We start from the raw sequence: 21,632 nt of genomic DNA, 5'->3' as shown, positions 1-21,632 counted from the left end.
CTGCTGCTGGGGCTTGGTGCGGAAGGGGGGACTTGAACCCCCACGGGGTAACCCGCCAGATCCTAAGTCTGGTGCGTCTGCCAATTTCGCCACTTCCGCATGGTGAGCATGTCACCAAGTTTACCCCAGCCAGGCGCGGGCGGTCATTCAGGTGGGGAGCGCTCTTGTTTCTGACGCGGCGAAGGAGCAGTTTCCGCGCTTTACATGAAAATGGTTGGACGAATTCGTCTCCAGTGATTACACTTCCTCATCTTGGGGGCAGGCTTTCAGCACACGTGCTGTGTTCTGCCGAAGAGGTATATATTTTCGTATCCTCCATGTGGTAGAACCACTTTCACGCGGATTTTCTGTGTTGCCCGGCAATCGATGGCCATACAACCGCTAACGTCGATTCAATGTTGATAGACAAAGGGAGAAGTGATGGAAAAGGGAACTTGCGACATTGGCCTGATCGGACTGGCAGTGATGGGACAAAATCTGGTCCTGAACATGAACGACCACGGATATAAGGTTGCCGTGTTCAACCGCACCACCTCGAAGGTGGACGAGTTTCTGGCCGAAGAGGCCAAGGGCACGCTGGTCGAAGGCGCACACTCGGTCGAAGAGCTCTGCGGTCTGCTGAAGACGCCGCGCCGCGTCATGATCATGGTCAAGGCCGGCGACGTGGTCGACAAGACGATCGCCTCGCTGCTGCCGTATCTCGAAAAGGGCGACATTATCATCGACGGCGGCAACTCGCTGTTCACCGACTCCAACCGCCGCACCAAGGAGCTTGCGGAAAAGGGCTTCCATTACATCGGCTCGGGCGTCTCGGGCGGCGAAGAGGGCGCGCGTTTCGGCCCGTCGATCATGCCGGGCGGCGATCCCGCGGCGTGGCCGGCGGTGAAGGAGATCTTCCAGGCCATCTCGGCCAAGGTCGAGGACGGCACGCCGTGCTGCGACTGGGTCGGCGAGGGCGGCGCGGGCCACTACGTCAAGATGGTCCACAACGGCATCGAGTACGGCGACATGCAGTTGATCGGCGAGGCCTACCAGTTGCTGAAGGAAGGTCTGGGCCTGACGGCGGACGAGTTCGCCGAGGTCTTCACCGAATGGAACAAGGGTGAGCTGGACAGCTTCCTGATCGAGATCTCCGCGACCATCTTCGCGAAGAAGGACGAGGACGGCGAGCCGATGATCGACAAGATCCTCGACACCGCCGGCCAGAAGGGCACGGGCAAGTGGACCGCCATCGATGCGCTCGACATGGGCATGCCGGTAACGCTGATCGGCGAGAGCGTCTTCGCGCGTTGCCTGTCGGCGCTGAAGGACGAGCGCGTGACGGCGTCGAAGATCCTCAACGGGCCGGACGCGCCGAAGATTCCGGCGGAACACAAGGCGGCGTTCATCGAAGAGGTTCGGCGCGCGCTGTACTGCTCGAAGATGATCAGCTACGCGCAGGGTTACATGCTGCTGCGCGCGGCCGAGCAGGCGCAGGGCTGGACGCTGAACATGGGCGGCGTGGCGCTGATGTGGCGCGGCGGCTGCATCATCCGGTCGGTCTTCCTCGGCGACATCAAGAAGGCCTTCGACAAGAATCCGAAGCTCGAAAACCTGCTGCAGGACGAGTTCTTCTCGAGCGCGCTGAACAAGTACCAGGCGAGCTGGCGCAAGGCGCTGATCCACGCGATCGAACTGGGCGTCCCGACGCCTGCGTTCTCGACCGCGCTGGCGTTCTTCGACGGCTACCGCACGGCGCGTCTGCCGGCGAACCTGCTGCAGGCGCAGCGCGACTTCTTCGGCGCGCACACATACGAGCGCGTCGACAAGCCGCGGGGCGAGTTCTTCCATACCAACTGGACCGGCCGCGGCGGACGCGTCTCGTCCTCGACCTACAACGCGTAAACGTTTCTGCTGCAACGCGAAAGAGCCTGCCTCGAACGATCGAGGCAGGCTCTTTCTCCGTGTTTGCCCGCAAAAATGCCTGTCATCCTGAGCGAAGTGAAGGACCTGCTTTTGGGCTGCCACGGAAGCTGTGGCAGGGCGAGAAGCAGATTCTTCCCTTCGACAAGCTCAGGGTCAGGAGGACAACCGTGGGTGGGTTGGCGCCCGAACGCAGCAACGGCCAGAGCATGGCTCCGGCCGGCTGGGGAAATGGTTTGGGGGCAGACAGTCTGGCGGAACGATTGGGAGCAGGGCTTACATCAGCAGTTTGGCTGCGTTGTAGACGTAGAGTCCGACCACGCCGATGGTCATGGCGCCGACCGCGCCGCCACAGATGCGGACGAGCGGCTGCAGCTTGTTGACCCTGCGGACGATGTCGTCCTGCTGCTGGTGTTCGTTCTGATTGATGTTTTCGTTCAGGAAGAGCTGATCTTCTTCGTAACGGGTAAGCTGTCCGCGATAGACGATGAGAGCCAGAAAACAGGCCGCCAACGCCGCCCAGACGACGAGCAGAACGGGACTGATATTGTTGCTCATAGTAGGTACCTCCCCCTTAGCGGGTGCGACATCTGTCGGCCGGTCCGGGATACGGGCGGGTCACGCTGGAGTTCAGCGGGCTCGGAGGTAGGCAGGGCCGTCCGCGAAGAATAGTACGCCTATGGTTGTATGGCGCGGAAGCGTTTTTTAGGATTTATTTTTGCGCCCGTTACCTGTGGGAGAGGATGCTCAGACCCACGCCGCCCACCACGGCCAGTCCGGCGATCATGACCGCCATCAGCCCGCCAATGAACCACGCAGCCTGGGTGCGTGCCTTTTCCGTCGGATGCGTGATGCCGAAGGTGTCGATAAATAGATCGGCGAGTAGATAGAGGAGTCTCATGCGGGGAGTATCGCCCGGCGCGGGCGGGAGTGCAACGTCCTTTCGAGTAGGTCCGGAGCAACCCTCGGTTGCGCATCCAGTCTGGCGCATCCTTGTGTCGGCTGGCGCATCTAGTTCATTAGTGAAGTTCCATCGCCCAACCGGGCGAGCGGCATGCGACGGCAGATCGCCGGCGGGTGCCGGATATGGCCCTTGCCCCGCGCGGGTGAGCGGCATAGACTAAAAGAGTCCGAGTTTTCTGAGGAGAAGATTATGTCCACCGCCACTGTTACACCCGAGGTTGTCACGGCGCCCCCAGCATCCACCACGCCGGTTACCCTGACCGATGCGGCCATCGCGAAGGTGAAGGAGATCATGTCCACGCAGGATCCGCTCCCGGCCGGTCTGCGCATCGGCGTCGTCGGCGGCGGCTGCTCCGGCTTCCAGTATTCGATGTCGTTCGAGAACCAGAGCGGCATGATGGACAAGGTACTGCGCTTCGAAGACCTGAAGGTCTTCGTGGACGCGACCTCGGCCATGTACCTGAACGGCTGCAAGGTGGACTACGTCGAGACCCTCGAGGCCGCCGGCTTCAAGTTCGAGAACCCGACCGTGAAAAGCACCTGCGGCTGCGGTTCGAGCTTCAGCGTCTAACCGAATTGCGATTCCAACAAAGACCCCGCTCATACGCGGGGTTTTTGTATTTGCGATAACGTATTGCGTGAGGCTCATCCATGCGATTGAAACAGAATGGAATAATAGTCGCCGTGTGGCTGTTATTAGCCACCTGCAGCGCTACAGCCGGCGCGGAGGATTCGGTGGACGCGGCGATGAAGCGTCTGGCGGCCATACGTGTGTTTGCGTTTGGCCCGGCGGGCTTAGGCGGAGGGACTTCGCAAGGGGAGCTCGACTTTCGCACGATCGCCGCGCTACCTCAGGAACACGCTCTGCCGTTGTTCCTGACGCTTTACTCCATCGGAAATACCCAGGCGAAAAGCTATGCTTTGATAGGCATCCGCCGGATAAGTCCTTCTAAATTCAATGAGATTTATCGTTCTCTCTCGGCTTCGGAGGAGGAAGTAACGACGGAGCGCGGGTGCATGGTCGGCAGTGAAAAACTCTCTACTATCGCCCGGCAAATACAGAAGGACCCCGAAAATCTAAAGTTCTTTCGGGCCAACTGAAGCTGCTTTTTTCCGTCTTCCATCTTTGTACCCGTTCTTATGTGAAGCTGCCGGCGCGGTCGACGTTCTGCCAGTCCCACCCTTCTTTCCCAGATTCGCCATCCAGCTCCGGTTGCCGTAGACCCCATCGATCAGCGCCGGGACGTACAGGTCCACGTCGAGCGCCGGAAAGCTGATTCCCGTGCCCTGGCCGAGCAGCTCGTGGTTCTCCATCTGCTTCGCGGTCGCCCCGGTCAGGCCCTGCAGGTCTTCGAGCGGCAGCGCCAGCCGGCGTCCATTGCTCAGGCCGACGATCAGCAGGTTCAGCCCGGAGACGTAGCTGACCGACTGGGCGACCGGGTCGTTGTCGTGAATTCTCGCCTTTTCGAGCGCCGTCTCGAACTCCGCCTCGGTCGTGACCACAAGGTGTTCAGCCATGGCGTGCCTCCCACAGTCGCGCCAGCTCCTGAAAGTGCGCGGCGGCCACGGCGAGCACGTGCTTAACCTCATCCTTGGTCGCGCTGCTGGTGCGGATGGCGTTGGTCCGGTTCACGAGCGAGACCGTGCCATCGGGCCGCAGGTCGACGATGACCTCGACCTCGCCGTAGAAGCCGTGCACGCGACGAGGCTCATGTTCCATGGTGTACACGGTGAACCTGACGCCGTCGAATCGAAGCAATCCCATCGATTCCCATTGTAAGGGCGGACTTTTGTCCGGGTCGCGGGATGTTCGATAATAGACCTGATGAGTTACACGATCGCCGCCTTCTATCGCTTCGTCGCCCTGCCCGACCCCGTCGCACTGCAGCAGGAGATGCTCGCCACATTCTCGCCGGACGGTCCAGAGGAGCTTTGCGGCACCATGCTGATCGCCGGCGAAGGCATCAACGGCACGATGGCCGGCTCTGCCGAGACGATCGACCGGCTGCTCGCGACCCTGCACGAAAAGGCCGGGCTTGAGCGCAGCGAGGTGAAGTTTCAGACGACGGACGAGGCGCCGTTCGGGCGGTTGAAGTTTCTGGTCAAGAGCGAGATCATCGCCTTTCGCAAGGCGGTCGTCGACCCCACGCAGGCCGGCACGTACGTGCAGCCCGAGGACTGGAACGCGCTGATTGCCGACCCCGAGGTGCTGCTGCTCGACACGCGCAACCAGTACGAGGTGGAGGCCGGGACGTTTGCGAACGCGGTCGACCCGAACATTGAGAAGTTCTCGGACTTCGTCACCTACGTCCGCGAGAACCTGGACCCGGCGAAGCATCGCAAGGTGGCGATGTTCTGCACCGGCGGCATCCGGTGCGAGAAGGCGTCGGCGTTCATGCTGCAGGAGGGCTTCGCGGAGGTCTTCCACCTGCAGGGCGGGATTTTGAAGTACCTCGAAGAGGTGCCGTCGCCCGAGAGCCGGTGGAACGGCAAGTGCTTCGTCTTCGATCGCCGCCGCGCGGTGGGGTACGAGGACTACGAAGAGCAGGCGGCGGCCGGATTGCAGCGATCTGACACGTTGTAACCAAAGGTCATCTATCGGCCGATCTATGCAACATGATGAAGCGATGGATGTGGTGCATGCTGCTCGTTTGCTCAATGGTGACGCTGACCGCGCGCGGTCGCGCACAGATTCTGATCATCGCCAACCCGCAGTTGAAGGTGGAGACGATCTCCCGGAGTGAGATACGCGACATCTTCACCGGCGTCTCGACGAGTTTGAAGGATCACCCGGTCGTGAAGCCGGCGCTGCTGAAGTCGGGCCCGGCGCAGACGGACCTGCTGACGCTATACGTCGGCGTCTCCGAGAGCGAGTTTCGCGCGAACTGGATGAAGACTTTGTTCTCCGGCAAGCGGCTGCTGCCGCAGAGCCTGGACTCCGAGGCCGACATGGTGGAGTACGTGGAGCAGCATCCCAACGCGATTGGGTATATCCGGAGCAGCACGCCGCATAAGGGCGTGACGGTGCTGGTGGTGCGGTAAGGGCGCGTTACGCTAAAGTCTCGGTATGCGAAATTTACGTGTCATGGCTGTGGCTGCAATCTGCCTGTTGGGTTCGTTCAGCGCCCGGGCGGAAGACCCGTTGAAGCTGGCTCTGAAGGCCGCGAAGCGGAGCACGCTCGATCAGCCGGGCACTCATCCTTTTCATCTGCGCGCGACGGTCACGCCGTCGTTTGAGCGGGATAAGGCGTCAAATCGTACCGGCGAGATCGAGTTCTGGTGGAAGGCGCCGGGCGAGTACCGGCGCGACCTGCATGCGCCTGGCTTCCACCAGGTGGAGATCGTCAGTGCGGGTCACCGCTGGCAGAAGAATGAAGGCGACTACCTGCCGGACTGGCTGGACGAGACGGCGAATGCGCTCGTGCGCCCGCTTCCCGCCGAGTCGGCGGCCATGCACGGCGTCGAACCCGACCAGCAGAAGGCCATGTTCGGGAGTCTCTATCTGAACTGGGAGAAGCCGCTGCCCATGGATATGCAGGCTTCGAAGCAGGACGTGGCGATCACCGATTCGACCGGGCTGCTCTTCTACGACGGCGGGTTGGGTTGGGGCGCGCTTTTCAAGGACTATGCCGGCTTCCATGGAAGGGATGTTCCGCGGACCGTCACACATGGCAGCCCGGAGGTGACCGCAAAGGTCGTTCTGCTGGAGGATCTGCCCCCGGTTGCGGCGGACTGGTTCAACGCTACTGCCACGGGTGGCGATCCGCATCCCATCGTCTTCGTCGCGGTGGATTCCACCGACCTCTCCGCCGATCTTGTGAAGCCGGCTCCGCCGCTGGTCTGGCCTGACGTGCCGAACACGCGCGCTGACGGCGTCATTTGGACCAATCTCGTTCTGGACCGGGAAGGCCACATTCGAGAGCCTTTCAGCCCGATCTCCGACAACCCCGCGCTCAACGGATTTCTACACGATTATCTGGCCGGTCTGCAGTTCAAACCGGTGATGAAAGACGGTCAGGCAGCGCAGACGATTCGGCATGTGGTGCTGCACTTCAATCTGGGAAAGCCCGTCGAGTGGAAGCGGCTTCCAAAGGTATGACCGTCGGGACACTTCCTTCGCGTAGAAACGTCTAAGATGAACGGTGTGCCTCGCACGTGTCGGCACACGTTCCCTTTATGACTGAATTTACGATCAAGCTGGCGGATGAACGGGGCCGGGTGCAGGAGCAGACCCATACGGCGGCGACGGCGGACGAGCTGCGCGCGCGGTTTGTGCAGGCGGGGTATTACGTCTATTCCGTCAAAGCACGTGGCATGATGGGCGGCGACAACAAGAAGCGCAAGGTGAAGCTCGAGACCTTTCTCATCTTCAATCAGCAGTTTCTGACGCTGATCCGCGCCGGTCTGCCCATTCTCGGCTCGCTGGAGCTGCTGGCCAAGCGGCAGAAGGTGTTGCACTTCCGCGCGCAGTTGGAGGATGTGACCCAGCGCGTGAAGACGGGCGAGTCGATCTCTTCGGCGTTCGAGGCGCAGGGCGGTTTTCCGGTCGTCTACACGGTGACGCTGCTGGCGGGCGAGCGGTCGGGCAATCTCGAAGAGGTGCTGCAGCGGTTTCTGGACTTCCAGCGCGTCTCACTGACGTTTTCGAAGAAGCTGAAGGCCAGCCTGGTCTATCCGGCGCTGCTCATCATCATGGTGATCGGCATGTTCGCGTTTCTGGTGGCGTTCGTGATTCCGCGCTTCGCGGACCTTTACGCGCAACTTGGAACGACGCTGCCGGCGGTGACGGTCTTTCTGCTGGGCATCGGCAACGACGCGCAGCACTACGGCCTCTATATATTGGGCGGCATCACGCTGGTCGGGTACGGCTTGTATCGCTGGATGAAGACCGAGTCGGGCGCCAATGCGATCGACAAGCTGCGTATCAACCTGCCGCTCTTCGGACCCATCTGGCTGAAGTACCAGGTCGGCCTGTTCGCGCGTACGTTGTCGACGCTGCTGAAGGGCGGCCTGCCGCTGGTGCCGTCGCTCGAGACGGCGGCGCGCTCGATCGACTCGAAGCAGATCGGCAAGGCGGTCTTCCGGTCGGTGGAGACGGTGCGCGAGGGCAAGGGACTCTCGGCCAGCTTCCAGGCGACGAAGGTCTTCCCGGAGCTGGCGACCGAGATGATCGAGGTCGGCGAGTCGACCGGATCGCTGCCGCAGATGCTGAACTCGGTGGCGGAGTTCTTCGAAGAGGACGTGCAGACCAGCCTGTCGACGCTGATGAGCCTGATCGAACCGGCGATCCTGATCGTCATGGGCGTGGTGGTGGTCATCATCCTGATCGCGCTCTACCTGCCGATCTTCAGCCTGAACGCAGGCGGGGGAGCGCATTAGCGCGGCGTAGTAAGCTGGCTGCGTGGACTTTGAATGGGATGAGGAAAAGGCCGCCAGCAATCTGAAGAAGCATGGGGTCTCATTTGCGATTGGTCGGTATGTCTTTCGGGATCCACTGCGGCTCGAGGTTCAAGACGATTCGGTCGACTACGGAGAAGAGCGGTGGCTAACCGTTGGGCTGATAGCTGGCGATGAGATTACCGTGGTCTTCACGAAGCGGGAAACAGGCTACGATTGATATCGGCCAGGAAGGCGACGAGACATGAGCGAGAAGAATACTGGGAAAATCGTTAGGTATACGCTTGATCTGGACAATCCTCCACCGTTTACCGCGGAGGAACTGGAGCAGATTGAAAAGCTGAAAAACATGCGCGATGAGGACATCGATCTAAGCGACATCCCAGAACAAACCGGCTTGGCCGGGTGGTCGCGTCCTGGTCTTTATGGCGGACCTGTTGGGGCGCTTCGCCTGGCGGAGATGCGCGATAAATTGCTTGCGCAAGAAAAGCTGCTGCTTCTCGACGACCGGGTTATAGAGTTCTTCAAACAGACGGGCGGCAAAGCGCCAGAAAAGATGAACGCCGTTCTATTGGAATATGTAGAAGCGCACCGCAAGAGCGCCTGATCCGTCGTAGAGAGCCGATCCGGGACGCACAGGTTGCGCGCATCCGTTACCGTGAAAATCGCCGGTTACGGATATTTTTTAGGGGAGTCTTAGCACTATGGCAACACCACTGGCAGTTCCCATCCCGGTCAACGACATGGGTCTCGACGAGACCGAGCGTGCGAAGTTGCTGGCCAAGCGCTATCACTCCGAGTTCGTCGACCTGAAGAACTTCAAGATTCAGCATGACCTCTTCAAGTCCGTGCCGGTGGACATGATGTTCCGCTACAACTTCGTGCCGCTGGAGCAGCACGAGGGCAAGCTGGCGATCGCGGTCTCGGACCCCTCGAAGCTGATGGTGCTGGACGAGATTTCGGGTCTGTTGGGCACGCGGCTGATCACGCGCGTCGCCACCATGAGCCAGATCGCCGACCTGCTGAAGAAGACCGAGCAGTCGCAGCGCGTGCTGGACGAGGCGAGCGAGGGCCTGGCCTTCGACGTGCTCTCGAACGAGGACAATCCCGACGAGAACATCTCCATCGAGCGGCTTACCGGCGAGGACGACATCTCGCCGATCATTCGCCTGGTCGATACGACGATCTTCACCGCGCTCGAGCGCCGCGCGTCGGATATTCACCTCGAAACCAACGACGACAACCTCATCGTCCGGTACCGCATCGACGGCGTCCTCCAGCAGGCCATGGCGCCGATCGCGCGCGAGCATCACCAGACGATCCTGTCGCGTATCAAGGTCATGAGCGAGCTGGACATCGCCGAGCGCCGCGTTCCGCAGGACGGCCGTTTCCGCGTCCGTTATAAGGGCCGCCTGATCGACTTCCGCGTCTCGATCATGCCGACGGTGCATGGCGAAAACGCCGTCCTCCGTGTGCTCGATAAGGAGTCGATGAGTGAAAAGTTCACCAAGCTCTCGCTCGACGTGGTCGGCTTTGCCCCGAAGGATCTCGAACGCTTCCGCCGCTATATTAAGGAGCCATACGGCATGGTGCTGGTCACCGGGCCGACCGGTTCAGGCAAGACGACCACCCTCTACGCCGCGCTGAACGAGATCAAGAGCGAAGAGGACAAGATCATCACCATCGAAGACCCGGTCGAGTATCAGATTCGCGGCATCACGCAGATTCCGGTGAATGAAAAGAAAGGACTTACCTTCGCCCGCGGACTGCGTTCGATCCTCCGCCACGACCCGGACAAGATCCTCGTCGGAGAGATTCGCGACGCGGAGACGGCGCAGATCGCCATCAACTCCGCGCTCACGGGACACCTCGTCTTCACCACCGTCCACGCGAACAACGTGGTCGACGTGCTGGGCCGCTTCCTGAACATGGGGGTCGAGCCGTACAACTTCGTTTCCGCGCTGAACTGCATCCTGGCGCAACGGCTGGTCCGGCAGATCTGCCCGTTCTGCGTCCGAGACGTTTTTTACACCGACGCGGAGCTCTACCAAAACGGACTGGAACCCGAGGAGTGGAAGAACCACGTCTTCCGCGAGGGCCTCGGCTGCATCGAGTGCGGCGGCACGGGCTTCAAGGGCCGGTCGGCCATTCACGAGCTGCTGGAGCTCGACGACGACATTCGCGAGATGCTGCTGGCGAAGAAGCCCGGCAGCGAGATTCGCAAGAAGGCGAAGGACAACGGCATGGCCTTCCTGCGGGATTCAGCGCTGGAGCGGGTGCGTGACAACATCACGACGCTGAAAGAGATCAATAAGGTCACGTTTATCGAGGCAGGAAGATAGTAAATCGTCCTCGGCTTTTCAGTACCCGCCCACAATGCTCGTCATCCTGAACGTAGTGAAGGACCACCGTATTTCGCTTTTGCATCTGTTTGTTCTTGTTTGCACTGAAGGTTGAACGGCTTAACTGGTTGCTTCGTCGTCGAAACCATCACGGCTTACAGGTGAACCATATTTGCCCCCCTTCGCGTGCCACATAACCTAAATTCTTCGTTGCGTCCAAGTTTGGATAACTAGGTTCAACGGAGGAGCTTGCTGTGGGACTCGTTATTTCCTGACGTATTTCTTCAGCTTCCGCTTCATGAAACGCTCGATGTTTCTCGAATCGATCATTCAAGATGGAGCTTCTACAGACTGGACAAACAGAATAACGATCGCTCATGATTTTGCCCCCTTGGCGCGATAGTATTCGAGATTGATGCTGCTTGCCCTCTCGTGAGAGGCGGTAATGACATGTCCCTAACGCTCTTGCTTAGTCGCTTCCGCCAGACGAGAACAAGCAACGGCAAAGACGAAATACGGGGGTCCTTCACTACGTTCAGGATGACGAGCATCTTCGGCGGGTGCTGGGCTGCTTATCGGTATTCCCAGCTAAATCTTGCATAACATCTTTTGCATACGCTGCCATCTTTGCATTGCGGTAGTCTAAGAAGTCGATACCATGGATCTCCTACCAAAAGCATTGGGAACCCGGCCCCGTCTCGCCGTGGAAATTCGTCCCGAAGGCGTCATCGCAGCGCGTGCCGAAGACGCCGCAGCCGTTCTGACCGCCGTCTCGCAGGGGTTGCTGTCGCAGGGAGCCGTCGCTCCCGGGCTGCGTCACGGAAACATCGTGAACCGCGCCGCCACCGTCGCCGCCGTGAAGAAGGCGCTGGAAGCCGTTACGCTGCGTGAGCGCGAGACCTCGGTCGTCATTCCGGACACCGCCGTGCGCGTGCTGCTGCTGGACTTCGACTCGCTCCCCGCGAAGGCCGTCGAGGCTCTGCCGGTCGTTCGCTTCCGGCTCAAAAAGCTGCTGCCCTTCGACGCTGACGACGCCATGGTGAGCTACCAGGTGATGTCGACGACGAAGAACATGGTGCGCGTGCTGGCCGTCGCCGTGCCGCGCGAGGTGCTGGCGGAGTATGAGTCCATCGTCCGCGAGGCCGGCTTCGAGCCCGGCGCGGTGCTTCCCAGCACGCTCGCCTCGCTCTCCGGCCTCGAACAGATCGACGGCCCGACGCTTGTCGTCAACGTTGGCGAGACCTCCGTCACCACGGCCATCGTGCAGGCCGGCGTGCTGCTGCTGCACCGCACGGTCGACCTCACCGCCGAGGGAATCGTCGAGGTGAAGCCCGCTGAGGTGCAGCCTTCGTTTGAGGTTCCCGCCGAGCTGCTGGCGCTGCCGCTGGTCGACCCGGACGACTCCGCCGGCGAGTGGGCGATGCAGAAGCCGGTGACGGGTTACGGTGTGCTCGACGACGAACATATCTCCGCCGAGGCCGAGATGCAGGCGCGCCTGCTGCAGGAGCAGTTGGAGCGCGAGCTTGCCGAGGAACTGGAGCGCGAGGCGATCGCGCAGACCGTGCTGCCCGCCTTTGCAAGGGAGATGGGCGCGAAGGAGCCCGAGCGCATGACCGCCGCCGCGCGCGAGGTCACGCAGGCCGTCAACGTCGCCGTGGCCTACTTTGAGGACACGCTGCACACGCATCCGGAGACAGTGATGGCGGCAGGTACGATGGGAGCGGGTGTGCTGCGCGAACTGATGCACGAGTCCGGCTGGGCGTCGCTGGGAGATGTACGCAATATGCAGGTAAACGAGATGGTGGAGTTGGCGATGCTGGCCGGTGGGGCGAGCACCACGCGCGCGCCGCAGGGCTGGCTGGCCGGCGTCCGGGGAGCGCTGAGAAGCTGATGCGGATACAGATCAATCTCGCGACGCGGCCGTTCGTCGAACTGCGGCCGCTCTATGCCAAGATCCGCCTGGCCATGGTGGTGCTGGCCGTGCTGGCCATCGGACTCAGCTTCGGGCTGCGCTCGCTGACCGCCAAGGCCGACGCCGCGCAGGCCCAGATGAACGCGCTGAAGGCTCAGACGCGTGCGGTCGAGAACGAACGCGAGCTGAACGAGAGCCGCATGAAGCAGCCGGGGAACAAGGCCGTGCTGGACCGCTCGCAGTTCCTCAACGCCGTCTTCGCGCGCAAGAGCTTCAGTTGGACCTCGGTCATGATGGACCTCGAACGCGTCCTGCCCGCGGGCGTACAGGTCACGAGCATCGAGCCGAACGTGACCAAGGAGGGCGACGTGAACATCCGCCTCCGCGTCAGCGGCGACCGCGACCAGGCCGTGCAGTTGGTGCGCAACCTCGAACGCTCGCAGCGCTTCCTGGCGCCGCGTCTGGCGAGCGAGACCGCCCAGGTGACCGATCCGAACAAGACTGGCGCAATGAACGTCTCGGTCGATCCGCTGAAGCTGACCGGCGTCGAGTTCGACATTCTGAGCAACTACAACCCGCTGTCGATGACAGTGGTGAAGGCTCAGGTGAAGCACGAGCAGGCGGCTGCCGCGAGCGCAACGCCGGTCGTCCACCACAATCGCAAACCGCAGCCGCCTGCGCCGAAGTTGAGCGCCCGGCCCGCCGCGCCTGTCGCAGGAGGCAAGCGATGAGCGCACTTCCCGTTTTGAAGCGCCGCATCTCCCAGGGCGAGCTGGCCGACCGCACGCGCGGCGTGGTGACTCCGCTGAACCTGCACTGGGCCGGGCTGGGTCTGCTCGCGCTGGTCAATCTCTATCTGTTGCTGCATATGCTGTTCGCGTGGCGGGCGGCCAGCAGCCAGGATGCGGCGGCGCTCGCCAACCAGCGCATGCTGCTGACCGGCGCGCAGATCGCCGCCAGGCCGCTGCAGGGGCTGGATGTGAAGATCGAAAGAGCCGGCGCCGACGCCGACAACTTCTATAAAGACCGGCTGCCGGTCAGCTACTCGCAGGTCGCGGCTGAGCTGGGGGCGCTGGCCAAGGACAACAAGGTCAAGCTGACGCGCGTGCAGTACACCCAGGCGCCGGTGCTGGGCGACGGCTCGTCCGAGGAGCTGACCGAGGTGCGCATGGACGCGAGCCTCAGCGGCGACTACCGCCCGCTGGTGCTCTTCATCAACAACGTCGAGCGCGATAAGCGCTTCTTCCTGATCACCGGCGTCAACCTGACCGGCGGCCAGGCCGGCTTGGTCAACCTGCGCGTCCGGTTGAACACCTACATTCGCGGCATCGGCTCCGAGGAGGAGATGAAGAAGGTCGCCATCGGCGGGGATGAGGCGCCGGACGCCGCGCCTGCGGACGCCACGGCGAAGGGAGGCGCGCGATGAAGGCCGGAACCGACAATAAGAAACAGACGATGATGGCCGCCGGCTTCGGTGTGCTCGCGCTGGGCGCCGTCTTCTATATGTACACGCAGCTCTTCGGCGGCCCCAGCACTCCGTCGCCTGTGGTTGCGCCGGTTGCGGTCCACACTCCGCCGCCGGTCATCACGACCACCAGCGTGACGAACACGAAGGGCGTCACCGTGCCCTCGGGCTTCGCGGTAGGCGGGGAGGCGACCAAGATCGCCACCACCGGCGGGCAGCTCGACCCGACGCTGCATGAAGAGGCGATGCGCCTGACGGAGTCGGTGGTGTACTCCGGGTCGGGGCGGAACATCTTCGGCGCCGGCCAGACGTACACCCAGGTGGATATTCCCAAGCCAAAGGTAGGGCCGCGTCCCCAGACTATTGCCACCGTGGTCGAGCCTCCGAAGCCCTATGTCTATGTGCCACCTCCGATCGACCTGAAGTTCTTCGGCACCGCGACCGCCGCAAACGGCGACCGCCGCGCCTTCCTGTTGCATGGCGAGGATGTCTTTCTCGCCTCGACTGGCGACATCGTGCAACGCCGGTATAAGGTGGTGTCGATCGCGGCAAACTCCATCGTGATCGACGACATGCCGAACAACAACAAGCAGACGCTGCCGCTGCAGGCGAACTAGGTATCTGCGCCCCGCTCGAAATGCCTGTCATCCTGAGCGGAGCGCAGCGAAGTCGAAGGACCTGCTTCTGGCCTATAGCGGTGCGGGCGCCTCAGTGGAAACAAAAGCAGGTTCTTCGCTTCGCTCAGGAGGACAGCTTTTCGGGGATTCGGGAGAGAACGGTATGGCGATGATCTACAACCCGGCGCGCCGTGCACAGGACGACGAAGGCTTCCTGCTCGTCGGGCTGATCGTCGCTATCTTCTTGATCCTGCTGACGTTGAGCATCGCCGCGCCGCGACTCGCGCAGGATCTGAAGCGCGAGCGGGAGTTGGAGACGGCGCATCGTGCGAACCAGTATGTGCGGGCCATCCAGCTTTACTACCGCAAGTTCGGCCACTATCCCGGCAGCATCGACCAGCTCAAGAACTCGAACAACCAGAAGTTTCTCCGCCAGGAGTACGCCGATCCGTTCACCGGCAAGGCGGACTGGCGGCTCATCCACGTCGGCGAGGCGAAGACGACCGTGAAGGGGTTCTTCGGGCAGCCGCTTGCCGGTCTGCCGACCGCGAGCCTGGGTTCTGCTTCGGGGAGCGCTTCGTCCGGCTTCGGCGCCTCGGGCTCGACGACCAGCACCTTTGGCAACAACTCGTTCGGCGGCAACTCGTCTGGCAGCGGAACCACCGGCAGCGGAACATCCGGTAGTGGGGCAACAGGTACGACCGGCACGGACAGCGGCACGAGCGGCACATCCGGGACCTCGGGCGCATCGGGAACGAACACGGGCGGCATCTCCAGCCAGTCGGCCACCAGCTTCACCGGCGGCGGCGCGCCCATCATGGGCGTCGGCCTCACGCAGTCCGGCGCGTCCACCCTGATCGTCAACGAGCAGACCCAGTACAACGACTGGGAGTTCCTCTACGATCCGCGCATCGAGCAGTTGAAGGCCAAGGCAAACCTGCTGGGCGGTGGTCCGCCGTCGAGCTCGACCGGCAGCCTGGGCAGCGCATCGGGTATGAGTTCCGGTACGAACGGCAGTTCGAACGGCACATCATCCAGCGGCTCCGGCACATCCACACCGACCACCGGCACGGGTACGAGCGGCACGACGCCACAGTAACGGGCAATAAAAAATGGAGGCCGCGGGTTGCGGCCTCCATCTTCCCTCCCACTTGCTGGGGAAGCGGCTTAGTTGCCGCCGTTTCCGCCGACATTGGTGATGTCCGTTGGGGTTGCGTCGCCCGAGCCGATGGCCAGGGCGATCTCGCTGCCCGCGAGCAGCTTGACGTTGTCCTTCTTGGTCGCGACGAAGACGCCGGAGTTCTTGCTGGCCACGCGGCTGTGCAGGTCGACATCGGAGACGACGCCGATCTGGTCGACCTTCTGGGTCGTGGGGGTCCAGTTATCCGGCAGCGAGCCGTCCGTACGGGCGACGCCAACGATGGTCGCGTGAATCGGAACGACCTGGCCGCTCTTCAGATTGGCATGCGTAAAGCGGAGAGCCAGCTTCGCGTTTCCTGCGACGGACTGGTCATCCTGGGCGACCGTGCCCACGAGAACCGTGCCGCCGGGCAGGGTGGTGCCGTTGTCGAGCTTGACCGGCTTGCTGAGCTTCAGCGAAAACTCGGAGCCGACGGTGACCTTCTTGGCATCGAGATTCTGGGTCAGGGCGCCGTGCGCGGCGACCATCTTGTTGTTGGCATCGGACGAGGCGGGCGTGGCCTGCGCGAAGATGACCGAGGGGATTGCGAGAAGAGAGAGGGCGACAGTTGCTTTTGCTGCGAATTTCATGGTGTTGCTCCTTGTCCAGGGGTCAACGTTGACCTGCTGGCGACCGGTCATTCTTATATCACAACTCTTGTATCTTTGTCGCGCAAGCAAATATTTCTATCGTCTGCATTGCGAAACACCTGGGAGATTTGACGCCCGAGGTGCAGTATTAGTTTCTTCTATGTGGATAAAAGGAAGATCAAATATGGATGTCGAGCGGCCTTGCCTCGTTCCGCGCCCATGAAGTTCGTCATGACGGTGTTCGTGGCGTGGCTAAAGGGCTAAAGCGGAGTACCTTAGCTGCCAGGCAGCCGCCCCACGCTGCGTGTCACCCGGAACGCAGTGAAGGACCTGCTTTAGCCTTTGTTGTTGCTTGTCTTGCTCCAATCCAAAAGCAAAACAAGCAACAAGAATGAAAAGCAGATCCTTTACTACGTTCAGGATGGCAGGCGGTTTGCGTCGCGAGCCACTAGAAGGTAACCCGCTCTAGGGGTGCTCTGATTAAGTCCGCAACCCATATCCCAGGGGCTAAAGCCCCACTGACTCTGCGGGGCTTATTGTCCGGGCTAAAGCCCGGACCTATCTTAATCAGAGGTTCCCTAGACTCGCTGTGTTCCTGCACCGCCCCGGTCGAGAGGGCGGGCGTTCGCGGCGCGGGCCAAAAGCTAAACCGAGGCGGCCAGCATCTCCGTGCGCGGGTCTTCCGGGTTCAGCTTGGCGAGTTCGCGCAGAATCTCCTTCGAGCGCTCGTCCTGCACCTTCGGCACGACGATCTTGACCTCGACGATCTGGTCGCCGCGCAGACCCTCGCGCGTGGCCGACGGGACGCCCTTTTCGCGCAGACGCAGCTTCTGGCCGGTCTGTGTTCCCGGCGGAATCTTCAACTGCGCGACGCCGTCGATGGTCGGGACGTCGATCTTCGCGCCCAGCGCCGCTTCGGTGACCGTAACCGGGACGACCGCGAAGATGTCGTCCGCCGTGCGGGTGAAGACCGGATGCGGACCAGCCTTGATGATGAGGTAGAGGTCGCCCGGCGCGCCGCCGTCGACGCCCGCGTTGCCTTTGCCGGCGAGGCGGATGCGCTGGCCGTCGCGGGTGCCCGCCTTGATGCGGAACTCGAGCGGCTCCTTGCGCGTGAGGACGCCGGCGCCGTCGCAGGTGGGACAGGCCTGCTGGACCTTACCCGAGCCGCCGCACTTCGGGCACTGGATGTTGAACTTCATGCGGCCGCCCATCTGCGTCACCTGGCCGGAGCCGTGGCACTCGGGGCACTCGACCGGGCCGCCCGTGGCGCCGCGCCCCTTGCAGGTCGGGCAGGTCTCCTGGCGCTGGATCTCGAGCCGCGTGACGCCGCCGCGCACCGCGGTCCAGAAGTCGATCTGAACCTGGTATTCGAGGTCCGTGCCGGGCTGTGGGCCGCGCTGCTGTTTACCTCCGTTGAACATACCGCTGAAGATGTCCTTGAAGCTGCCGCCGAATCCGCCGCCTGCGGACTCCTGCTGGGCGCGTCCGGCGTTGCCGCCGAAGCCGGAGAAGTCGAAGCCGCCGAAGTCGATGGGCGGTTCCTGGCCGGGGCGTCCGCCGCCGCCGAAGCCTCCGCCATAGCCGCCGCGCGCTGCTGCCTCAGCCGCCGCGGGGTCGATGCTGTCGGAGTAGAAGCCGACCTGGTCGTAGATCTTGCGCTTCTTCTCGTCGCTGAGGATGTCGTTGGCCTCGGAGATTTCCTTGAACTTCTCTTCGGCCTTTTTATCGTTCGGGTTTACGTCGGGGTGATATTTGCGCGCGAGCTTGCGGAAGGCCTTGCGGATGTCGTCCGTGGAGGCCGTCTTCTTGATCCCGAGTGTTCCGTAGTAGTCCTTGTTCGGTGTCGCCATGTTCCTTTGTCTCTTCTCTCGAACTCGAATGTCGCTCAGCCCGCCTGGCAGGTGGGGCACCAGAACAGGTTGCGTCCTACAAATCCTTCGCGCTTCATCACGTCCGTGCCGCAGATCCAGCAGGGCTTGCCGTTGCGCCGGTAGACGTAGTGCGCCTCTTCCTTCAGCGCCTGACCCTTCTTGTGCGGACGATCCTTCGGCAGCGTGGTGACGATGCGCCGGTCGACCATGCCGTCCTTCATCAGACCGATGGCGTCCTTGTAGATCTTCTTTACCAGATCGACCGGAACGTCCTTGCCCAGCGTGAACGGACTTAGCCGTGCGCGGAAGAGCAGCTCCGCCCGGTAGATGTTGCCGATACCGGCGATCACATCCTGCTCCATCAGCAGCGCGGCGATGGGCTTCTTGCTCTTGCCGATCTTTTCGAGCGCCGCGTCGGGCTTGTCGCCGTTCAGCGGATCGGGGCCAAGCCTTGCCAGCAACTGATCCCACTTCGCCTGCGTGTAGATGCTGCAGTCGGTCGGCCCGCGCAGCTCGACCCATGCGACCTGCTTCGGATCGGTGGCGCCTGTGCCGTCGTCGTCCGAGTACCAGGAGTGCTTCCTGCTCTCGCCGGGCGCCACGGGCTGCTTCACCCGAGCGGCGTTCCACATCCGCAGCCGGAGCGCGCCCTTGACCTCGGGCAGTGGGCCGGAGCCCTCGGTAAAGTCTCCCTGCAGACCGAGATGCACGTGCAGAATCAGGTCTTTGCCGAAGTCGTAGCCGAGGTGCTTGCCCACGGCCGTCACCTTGTTCAGCACGCGGTTGTCCAGCGCATCGGCGTCGGTAAACCGGCCGTTTGGACCTGCGACCCGTACTTTGCCGCCCGCAAAGGCAGCGTTGTGTCGCTCGGCCCAGCGGTGGAGCTCATTTCCTTCTGGCATGGATTGGTTCCGATTTCGCGAAGGTTCGTTCCGATTCTAAAAACCCCACATCTCAGAATCGAGATGTGGGGCGCCCGGTTCGGAGGCTGGATCAGTTCCAGATCTTGCTGGCGTCGATGGCCTCGATCGAGAAGGTCTGATCAGGCTCCATCTGGCGCATCTTCTGCGCGAACTGTTCGGCCTCGGCCTGCGTGTCGAACATCATCCGGTTGTACAGTTGGCCTGCCCGTACCTGGTCGCATCTCCACATGGTCTCTGTCATCTGTTGACTCCCCCCAAGATTCCGATTGAGTTCCAGGTTGCCCGTTCGATGTAGCTTACCGCGCCTTCAACACTACAGTCGGTGCAAAACCCGTTCGATGCGAAATACCGATCTGTAACATTGGACGTACTTTACTATCAACCGGATACAAATGCTTCCTGGAAAGCGAGAGGGGCGCCTCATACGGAACGCCCCTCCTTCCTTCAACTACGCGTTACACCTGCATTTCGTTCCGCTTACTTCTTATCGACGTCCACGTACTCAGCGTCAATCACGCCCTCGTCGTGCTTGGGCTCCTCGGTCGTGCCGGCCGCGGCTGCACCGCCGTCGGTCGGGGCCGCGGAGGCCGCCTTGTACATGGCCTCGGCGAGCTTGTGGCTCACGGTGGTCAGGTTCTCCTTGGCCGTATTCAGCTCGGCTGCGGACGGCGTGCCTTCGAGCGCCTTCTTCGCCTCGGCGACGGCTGCCTCGACCTCGGTCTTCTCGCTCTCGGAGACCTTGTCGCCGCTCTCCTTCAACATCTTCTCGACGTTGTAGACGAGCGAGTCCAGGCCGTTGCGCGCTTCGATCGCATCGCGCTGCTCCTTGTCCTCGGCTGCGTGCGCCTCGGCATCCTTCGCCATGCGGTCAACCTCTTCCTTGCTGAGGCCTGACGAGCTGGTGATGGTGATCTTCGCGTCCTTGCCGGTGGCGTTGTCCTTGGCGAAGACGTTCAGAATGCCGTTCGCGTCGATGTCGAAGGTGACCTCGATCTGCGGTACGCCGCGGGCCGCCGGCATGATGCCGCCCAGCTTGAACTTGCCCAGCGTACGGTTGCCGCTTGCCATCGGACGCTCGCCCTGCATGACGTGAACCTCAACCTCGGTCTGGTTGTCGGCCGCGGTGGAGAAGGTCTCGCTCTTCTTGGTCGGGATGGTGGTGTTGCGCGCGATCATGCTGGTCGCGACGCCGCCCATCGTCTCGATCGAGAGGGTCAGCGGAGTGACGTCGAGCAGGAGCAGGTCCTTGACCTCGCCGCCGAGCACGCCTGCCTGAACCGCCGCGCCGATCGCTACAACCTCGTCCGGGTTGACGCCCTTGTTGGGCTCCTTGCCGAAGAGCTTCTTCACCAGCTCCTGAATCGCCGGCATACGGGTCTGACCGCCGACGAGAACGACTTCGTCGATCTTCGAAGCGTCGATGCCGGCATCCTTCAGCGCCTGCTTGCAAGGGCCGATGGACTTCTGGAGCAGGTCGTCGACGAGCGACTCCAGCTTGGCGCGGGTGAGGTTGCGGACCAGGTGCTTCGGACCGGAGGCATCCGCCGTGATGAAGGGCAGGTTGATCTCCGAGCTCTGCGCGGTCGACAGCTCGATCTTGGCCTTCTCGGCGGCGTCCTTCAGACGCTGCAGGGCCATCTCGTTGCCCTTGCTGCCAAGGTCGAGACCGGTCTCGGACTTGAACTCCGAGATGAGCCACTCGACGATGCGCTGGTCGAGGTTGTCTCCGCCCAGGTGCGTGTCGCCGTTGGTCGACTTCACTTCGATGACGCCTTCGCCGACTTCGAGGATCGACACGTCGAAGGTGCCGCCGCCGAAGTCGTACACGGCGATGGTCTCATCCTTCTTTTTGTCCAGACCGTAGGCGAGCGCTGCCGCGGTCGGCTCGTTGACGATGCGCTTGACGTCCAGACCGGCGATGCGGCCGGCGTCCTTGGTGGCCTGGCGCTGGGCGTCGTTGAAGTACGCGGGAACGGTGATAACGGCCTCGGTGACGGACTGGCCGAGGTAGTCTTCGGCGGCCTTCTTCAGCTTCTGAAGGATCATGGCCGAAACTTCGGGCGCGGTGTACTCCTTGCCCTGCGCAAGTACGGCGACGTTATCGCCCTTGGCGACGACCTTGTAGGGGACCATCTTCATCTCGTCGCCGACCTCGTTGAGGCGGCGGCCCATGAAACGCTTGACCGAGAAGATGGTGTTTTCGGGGTTGGTGATGGCCTGACGCTTGGCGACCGTGCCGACGAGGCGCTCGCCGCTCTTGGTGAAGGCCACAATGGACGGAGTCGTACGGCCGCCCTCTTCGTTGGCGATGACCTTAGGCTCGCCGCCTTCCATGACTGCTACGCAGCTATTCGTGGTGCCGAGGTCGATGCCGATGATCTTGCCCATACTGTTTGCTCCGTGTTTCGGGGAATTCGGGCTTGCTGCCCGTGTTGCTGAACCTGTTCGACATTCATAGTTATACGAT

At 62.1% G+C, this 21,632-nt stretch carries 24 protein-coding genes and 1 tRNA gene; 15 read left to right on the top strand and 10 right to left on the bottom strand.

From position 1 onward, the window contains the following. Positions 1–14: 14 nt before the first annotated feature. A tRNA-Leu gene (locus CHB87_RS15850) sits at positions 15–99 on the bottom strand. 321 nt (positions 100–420) lie between these two features. Between CHB87_RS15850 and gnd the strand changes: the two genes are divergently transcribed. Then, positions 421–1,884 carry a decarboxylating NADP(+)-dependent phosphogluconate dehydrogenase gene (gene gnd, locus CHB87_RS15845; protein ID WP_089409421.1) on the top strand — a complete coding sequence of 488 codons (1,464 nt, stop codon included), beginning with the start codon at positions 421–423 and terminating at the stop codon, positions 1,882–1,884. Positions 1,885–2,178: 294 nt separating this feature from the next. Here gnd and CHB87_RS15840 read toward each other — a convergent pair whose 3' ends face one another. After that, the gene (locus CHB87_RS15840) at positions 2,179–2,460 is read right to left on the bottom strand and encodes a hypothetical protein (protein ID WP_089409420.1); all 282 of its coding nucleotides are present in this window, start codon (positions 2,458–2,460) and stop codon (positions 2,179–2,181) included. A 169-nt stretch (positions 2,461–2,629) separates the two neighbouring features. Continuing rightward, positions 2,630–2,803, bottom strand: a complete 174-nt coding sequence (locus CHB87_RS22345; RefSeq protein WP_176441803.1) for a hypothetical protein — start codon at positions 2,801–2,803, stop codon at positions 2,630–2,632. A 252-nt stretch (positions 2,804–3,055) separates the two neighbouring features. On the opposite strand from CHB87_RS22345, the gene CHB87_RS15835 reads away from it, so the two are divergent. Beyond that, positions 3,056–3,436: a HesB/IscA family protein gene (locus tag CHB87_RS15835; protein ID WP_089409419.1), complete on the top strand. Its 381-nt coding sequence runs from the start codon at positions 3,056–3,058 to the stop codon at positions 3,434–3,436. Between the two features lie 80 nt (positions 3,437–3,516). Continuing rightward, positions 3,517–3,966 carry a hypothetical protein gene (locus CHB87_RS15830; protein ID WP_089409418.1) on the top strand — a complete coding sequence of 150 codons (450 nt, stop codon included), beginning with the start codon at positions 3,517–3,519 and terminating at the stop codon, positions 3,964–3,966. Here CHB87_RS15830 and CHB87_RS15825 read toward each other — a convergent pair. Next, positions 3,943–4,383, bottom strand: a complete 441-nt coding sequence (locus tag CHB87_RS15825; RefSeq protein ID WP_089409417.1) for a DUF2442 domain-containing protein — start codon at positions 4,381–4,383, stop codon at positions 3,943–3,945. The two genes, CHB87_RS15830 and CHB87_RS15825, sit on opposite strands and share 24 nt — an antisense overlap. Further along, entirely contained in the window at positions 4,376–4,630 is a 255-nt protein-coding gene (locus CHB87_RS15820) for a DUF4160 domain-containing protein (protein WP_089409416.1), read from the bottom strand. Before CHB87_RS15820 ends, CHB87_RS15825 begins: the two co-directional genes overlap by 8 nt. 60 nt (positions 4,631–4,690) lie before the next feature. Between CHB87_RS15820 and trhO the strand changes: the two genes are divergently transcribed. From trhO to CHB87_RS15760, 12 genes are all read left to right on the top strand, one after another. After that, positions 4,691–5,449: an oxygen-dependent tRNA uridine(34) hydroxylase TrhO gene (gene trhO, locus CHB87_RS15815; protein WP_089409415.1), complete on the top strand. Its 759-nt coding sequence runs from the start codon at positions 4,691–4,693 to the stop codon at positions 5,447–5,449. A gap of 56 nt (positions 5,450–5,505) precedes the next feature. After that, the gene (locus tag CHB87_RS15810) at positions 5,506–5,907 is read left to right on the top strand and encodes a type 2 periplasmic-binding domain-containing protein (RefSeq protein ID WP_142988385.1); all 402 of its coding nucleotides are present in this window, start codon (positions 5,506–5,508) and stop codon (positions 5,905–5,907) included. A gap of 43 nt (positions 5,908–5,950) precedes the next feature. Further along, positions 5,951–6,964 carry a hypothetical protein gene (locus CHB87_RS15805; RefSeq protein WP_142988384.1) on the top strand — a complete coding sequence of 338 codons (1,014 nt, stop codon included), beginning with the start codon at positions 5,951–5,953 and terminating at the stop codon, positions 6,962–6,964. A gap of 77 nt (positions 6,965–7,041) precedes the next feature. Continuing rightward, positions 7,042–8,244, top strand: coding sequence for a type II secretion system F family protein (locus tag CHB87_RS15800; protein WP_089409412.1), 1,203 nt, complete (start codon positions 7,042–7,044; stop codon positions 8,242–8,244). A 22-nt stretch (positions 8,245–8,266) separates the two neighbouring features. After that, complete coding sequence (locus CHB87_RS15795; RefSeq protein ID WP_217897063.1) at positions 8,267–8,482, top strand: BrnT family toxin; 216 nt, start codon at positions 8,267–8,269, stop codon at positions 8,480–8,482. Positions 8,483–8,506: 24 nt separating this feature from the next. Then, on the top strand, positions 8,507–8,869 hold the full coding sequence (locus tag CHB87_RS15790; protein ID WP_142988383.1) for a hypothetical protein: 363 nt from the start codon (positions 8,507–8,509) through the stop codon (positions 8,867–8,869). Positions 8,870–8,966: 97 nt separating this feature from the next. Further along, positions 8,967–10,604, top strand: a complete 1,638-nt coding sequence (locus tag CHB87_RS15785; protein WP_089409410.1) for a GspE/PulE family protein — start codon at positions 8,967–8,969, stop codon at positions 10,602–10,604. A 658-nt stretch (positions 10,605–11,262) separates the two neighbouring features. Beyond that, a complete protein-coding gene (locus CHB87_RS15780; protein WP_089409409.1) occupies positions 11,263–12,495 on the top strand; it encodes a type IV pilus biogenesis protein PilM in 1,233 nt (410 codons plus the stop codon). Continuing rightward, positions 12,495–13,247 (top strand): PilN domain-containing protein, encoded by a 753-nt coding sequence (locus CHB87_RS15775; RefSeq protein WP_142988382.1) that lies wholly within the window; start codon positions 12,495–12,497, stop codon positions 13,245–13,247. The genes CHB87_RS15780 and CHB87_RS15775 overlap by 1 nt, the downstream gene beginning before the upstream one ends. Then, complete coding sequence (locus tag CHB87_RS15770) at positions 13,244–13,942, top strand: hypothetical protein (RefSeq protein WP_089409408.1); 699 nt, start codon at positions 13,244–13,246, stop codon at positions 13,940–13,942. The genes CHB87_RS15775 and CHB87_RS15770 overlap by 4 nt, the downstream gene beginning before the upstream one ends. After that, complete coding sequence (locus tag CHB87_RS15765) at positions 13,939–14,598, top strand: hypothetical protein (protein WP_089409407.1); 660 nt, start codon at positions 13,939–13,941, stop codon at positions 14,596–14,598. The genes CHB87_RS15770 and CHB87_RS15765 overlap by 4 nt, the downstream gene beginning before the upstream one ends. Positions 14,599–14,761: 163 nt before the next feature. Then, positions 14,762–15,697, top strand: a complete 936-nt coding sequence (locus CHB87_RS15760) for a type II secretion system protein (protein WP_089409406.1) — start codon at positions 14,762–14,764, stop codon at positions 15,695–15,697. Between the two features lie 68 nt (positions 15,698–15,765). Here CHB87_RS15760 and CHB87_RS15755 read toward each other — a convergent pair whose 3' ends face one another. From CHB87_RS15755 to dnaK, 5 genes are all read right to left on the bottom strand, one after another. Next, positions 15,766–16,368 (bottom strand): hypothetical protein, encoded by a 603-nt coding sequence (locus tag CHB87_RS15755; RefSeq protein ID WP_142988381.1) that lies wholly within the window; start codon positions 16,366–16,368, stop codon positions 15,766–15,768. A gap of 644 nt (positions 16,369–17,012) precedes the next feature. Continuing rightward, entirely contained in the window at positions 17,013–18,221 is a 1,209-nt protein-coding gene (locus tag CHB87_RS15750) for a DnaJ C-terminal domain-containing protein (RefSeq protein ID WP_089409404.1), read from the bottom strand. A gap of 35 nt (positions 18,222–18,256) precedes the next feature. Further along, a complete protein-coding gene (locus tag CHB87_RS15745; protein ID WP_089409403.1) occupies positions 18,257–19,144 on the bottom strand; it encodes an Fpg/Nei family DNA glycosylase in 888 nt (295 codons plus the stop codon). 91 nt (positions 19,145–19,235) lie between these two features. Next, the gene (locus CHB87_RS22340) at positions 19,236–19,406 is read right to left on the bottom strand and encodes a hypothetical protein (protein ID WP_176441801.1); all 171 of its coding nucleotides are present in this window, start codon (positions 19,404–19,406) and stop codon (positions 19,236–19,238) included. Between the two features lie 236 nt (positions 19,407–19,642). Further along, positions 19,643–21,553: a molecular chaperone DnaK gene (gene dnaK / locus CHB87_RS15740; RefSeq protein ID WP_089409402.1), complete on the bottom strand. Its 1,911-nt coding sequence runs from the start codon at positions 21,551–21,553 to the stop codon at positions 19,643–19,645. Positions 21,554–21,632 lie beyond the last annotated feature (79 nt).

Origin of the sequence: Granulicella rosea, from assembly GCF_900188085.1 — a bacterium.
In the GTDB taxonomy this organism is placed as follows: domain Bacteria; phylum Acidobacteriota; class Terriglobia; order Terriglobales; family Acidobacteriaceae; genus Edaphobacter; species Edaphobacter rosea.
Note: the sequence above shows the minus strand (reverse complement) of the source record. Positions and strands in the feature narration are given on the sequence as shown.

Bases quoted from the DNA above. Each gene is read 5' to 3' on its own strand.
- gnd (WP_089409421.1), top strand. From the start codon at position 421: ATGGAAAAGGGAACTTGCGACATTGGCCTGATCGGACTGGCAGTGATG.
- CHB87_RS15840 (WP_089409420.1), bottom strand. From the start codon at position 2,460: ATGAGCAACAATATCAGTCCCGTTCTGCTCGTCGTCTGGGCGGCGTTG.
- CHB87_RS22345 (WP_176441803.1), bottom strand. From the start codon at position 2,803: ATGAGACTCCTCTATCTACTCGCCGATCTATTTATCGACACCTTCGGC.
- CHB87_RS15835 (WP_089409419.1), top strand. From the start codon at position 3,056: ATGTCCACCGCCACTGTTACACCCGAGGTTGTCACGGCGCCCCCAGCA.
- CHB87_RS15830 (WP_089409418.1), top strand. From the start codon at position 3,517: ATGCGATTGAAACAGAATGGAATAATAGTCGCCGTGTGGCTGTTATTA.
- CHB87_RS15825 (WP_089409417.1), bottom strand. From the start codon at position 4,383: ATGGCTGAACACCTTGTGGTCACGACCGAGGCGGAGTTCGAGACGGCG.
- CHB87_RS15820 (WP_089409416.1), bottom strand. From the start codon at position 4,630: ATGGGATTGCTTCGATTCGACGGCGTCAGGTTCACCGTGTACACCATG.
- trhO (WP_089409415.1), top strand. From the start codon at position 4,691: ATGAGTTACACGATCGCCGCCTTCTATCGCTTCGTCGCCCTGCCCGAC.
- CHB87_RS15810 (WP_142988385.1), top strand. From the start codon at position 5,506: ATGCTGCTCGTTTGCTCAATGGTGACGCTGACCGCGCGCGGTCGCGCA.
- CHB87_RS15805 (WP_142988384.1), top strand. From the start codon at position 5,951: ATGGCTGTGGCTGCAATCTGCCTGTTGGGTTCGTTCAGCGCCCGGGCG.
- CHB87_RS15800 (WP_089409412.1), top strand. From the start codon at position 7,042: ATGACTGAATTTACGATCAAGCTGGCGGATGAACGGGGCCGGGTGCAG.
- CHB87_RS15790 (WP_142988383.1), top strand. From the start codon at position 8,507: ATGAGCGAGAAGAATACTGGGAAAATCGTTAGGTATACGCTTGATCTG.
- CHB87_RS15785 (WP_089409410.1), top strand. From the start codon at position 8,967: ATGGCAACACCACTGGCAGTTCCCATCCCGGTCAACGACATGGGTCTC.
- CHB87_RS15780 (WP_089409409.1), top strand. From the start codon at position 11,263: ATGGATCTCCTACCAAAAGCATTGGGAACCCGGCCCCGTCTCGCCGTG.
- CHB87_RS15775 (WP_142988382.1), top strand. From the start codon at position 12,495: ATGCGGATACAGATCAATCTCGCGACGCGGCCGTTCGTCGAACTGCGG.
- CHB87_RS15770 (WP_089409408.1), top strand. From the start codon at position 13,244: ATGAGCGCACTTCCCGTTTTGAAGCGCCGCATCTCCCAGGGCGAGCTG.
- CHB87_RS15765 (WP_089409407.1), top strand. From the start codon at position 13,939: ATGAAGGCCGGAACCGACAATAAGAAACAGACGATGATGGCCGCCGGC.
- CHB87_RS15760 (WP_089409406.1), top strand. From the start codon at position 14,762: ATGGCGATGATCTACAACCCGGCGCGCCGTGCACAGGACGACGAAGGC.
- CHB87_RS15755 (WP_142988381.1), bottom strand. From the start codon at position 16,368: ATGAAATTCGCAGCAAAAGCAACTGTCGCCCTCTCTCTTCTCGCAATC.
- CHB87_RS15750 (WP_089409404.1), bottom strand. From the start codon at position 18,221: ATGGCGACACCGAACAAGGACTACTACGGAACACTCGGGATCAAGAAG.
- CHB87_RS15745 (WP_089409403.1), bottom strand. From the start codon at position 19,144: ATGCCAGAAGGAAATGAGCTCCACCGCTGGGCCGAGCGACACAACGCT.
- CHB87_RS22340 (WP_176441801.1), bottom strand. From the start codon at position 19,406: ATGACAGAGACCATGTGGAGATGCGACCAGGTACGGGCAGGCCAACTG.
- dnaK (WP_089409402.1), bottom strand. From the start codon at position 21,553: ATGGGCAAGATCATCGGCATCGACCTCGGCACCACGAATAGCTGCGTA.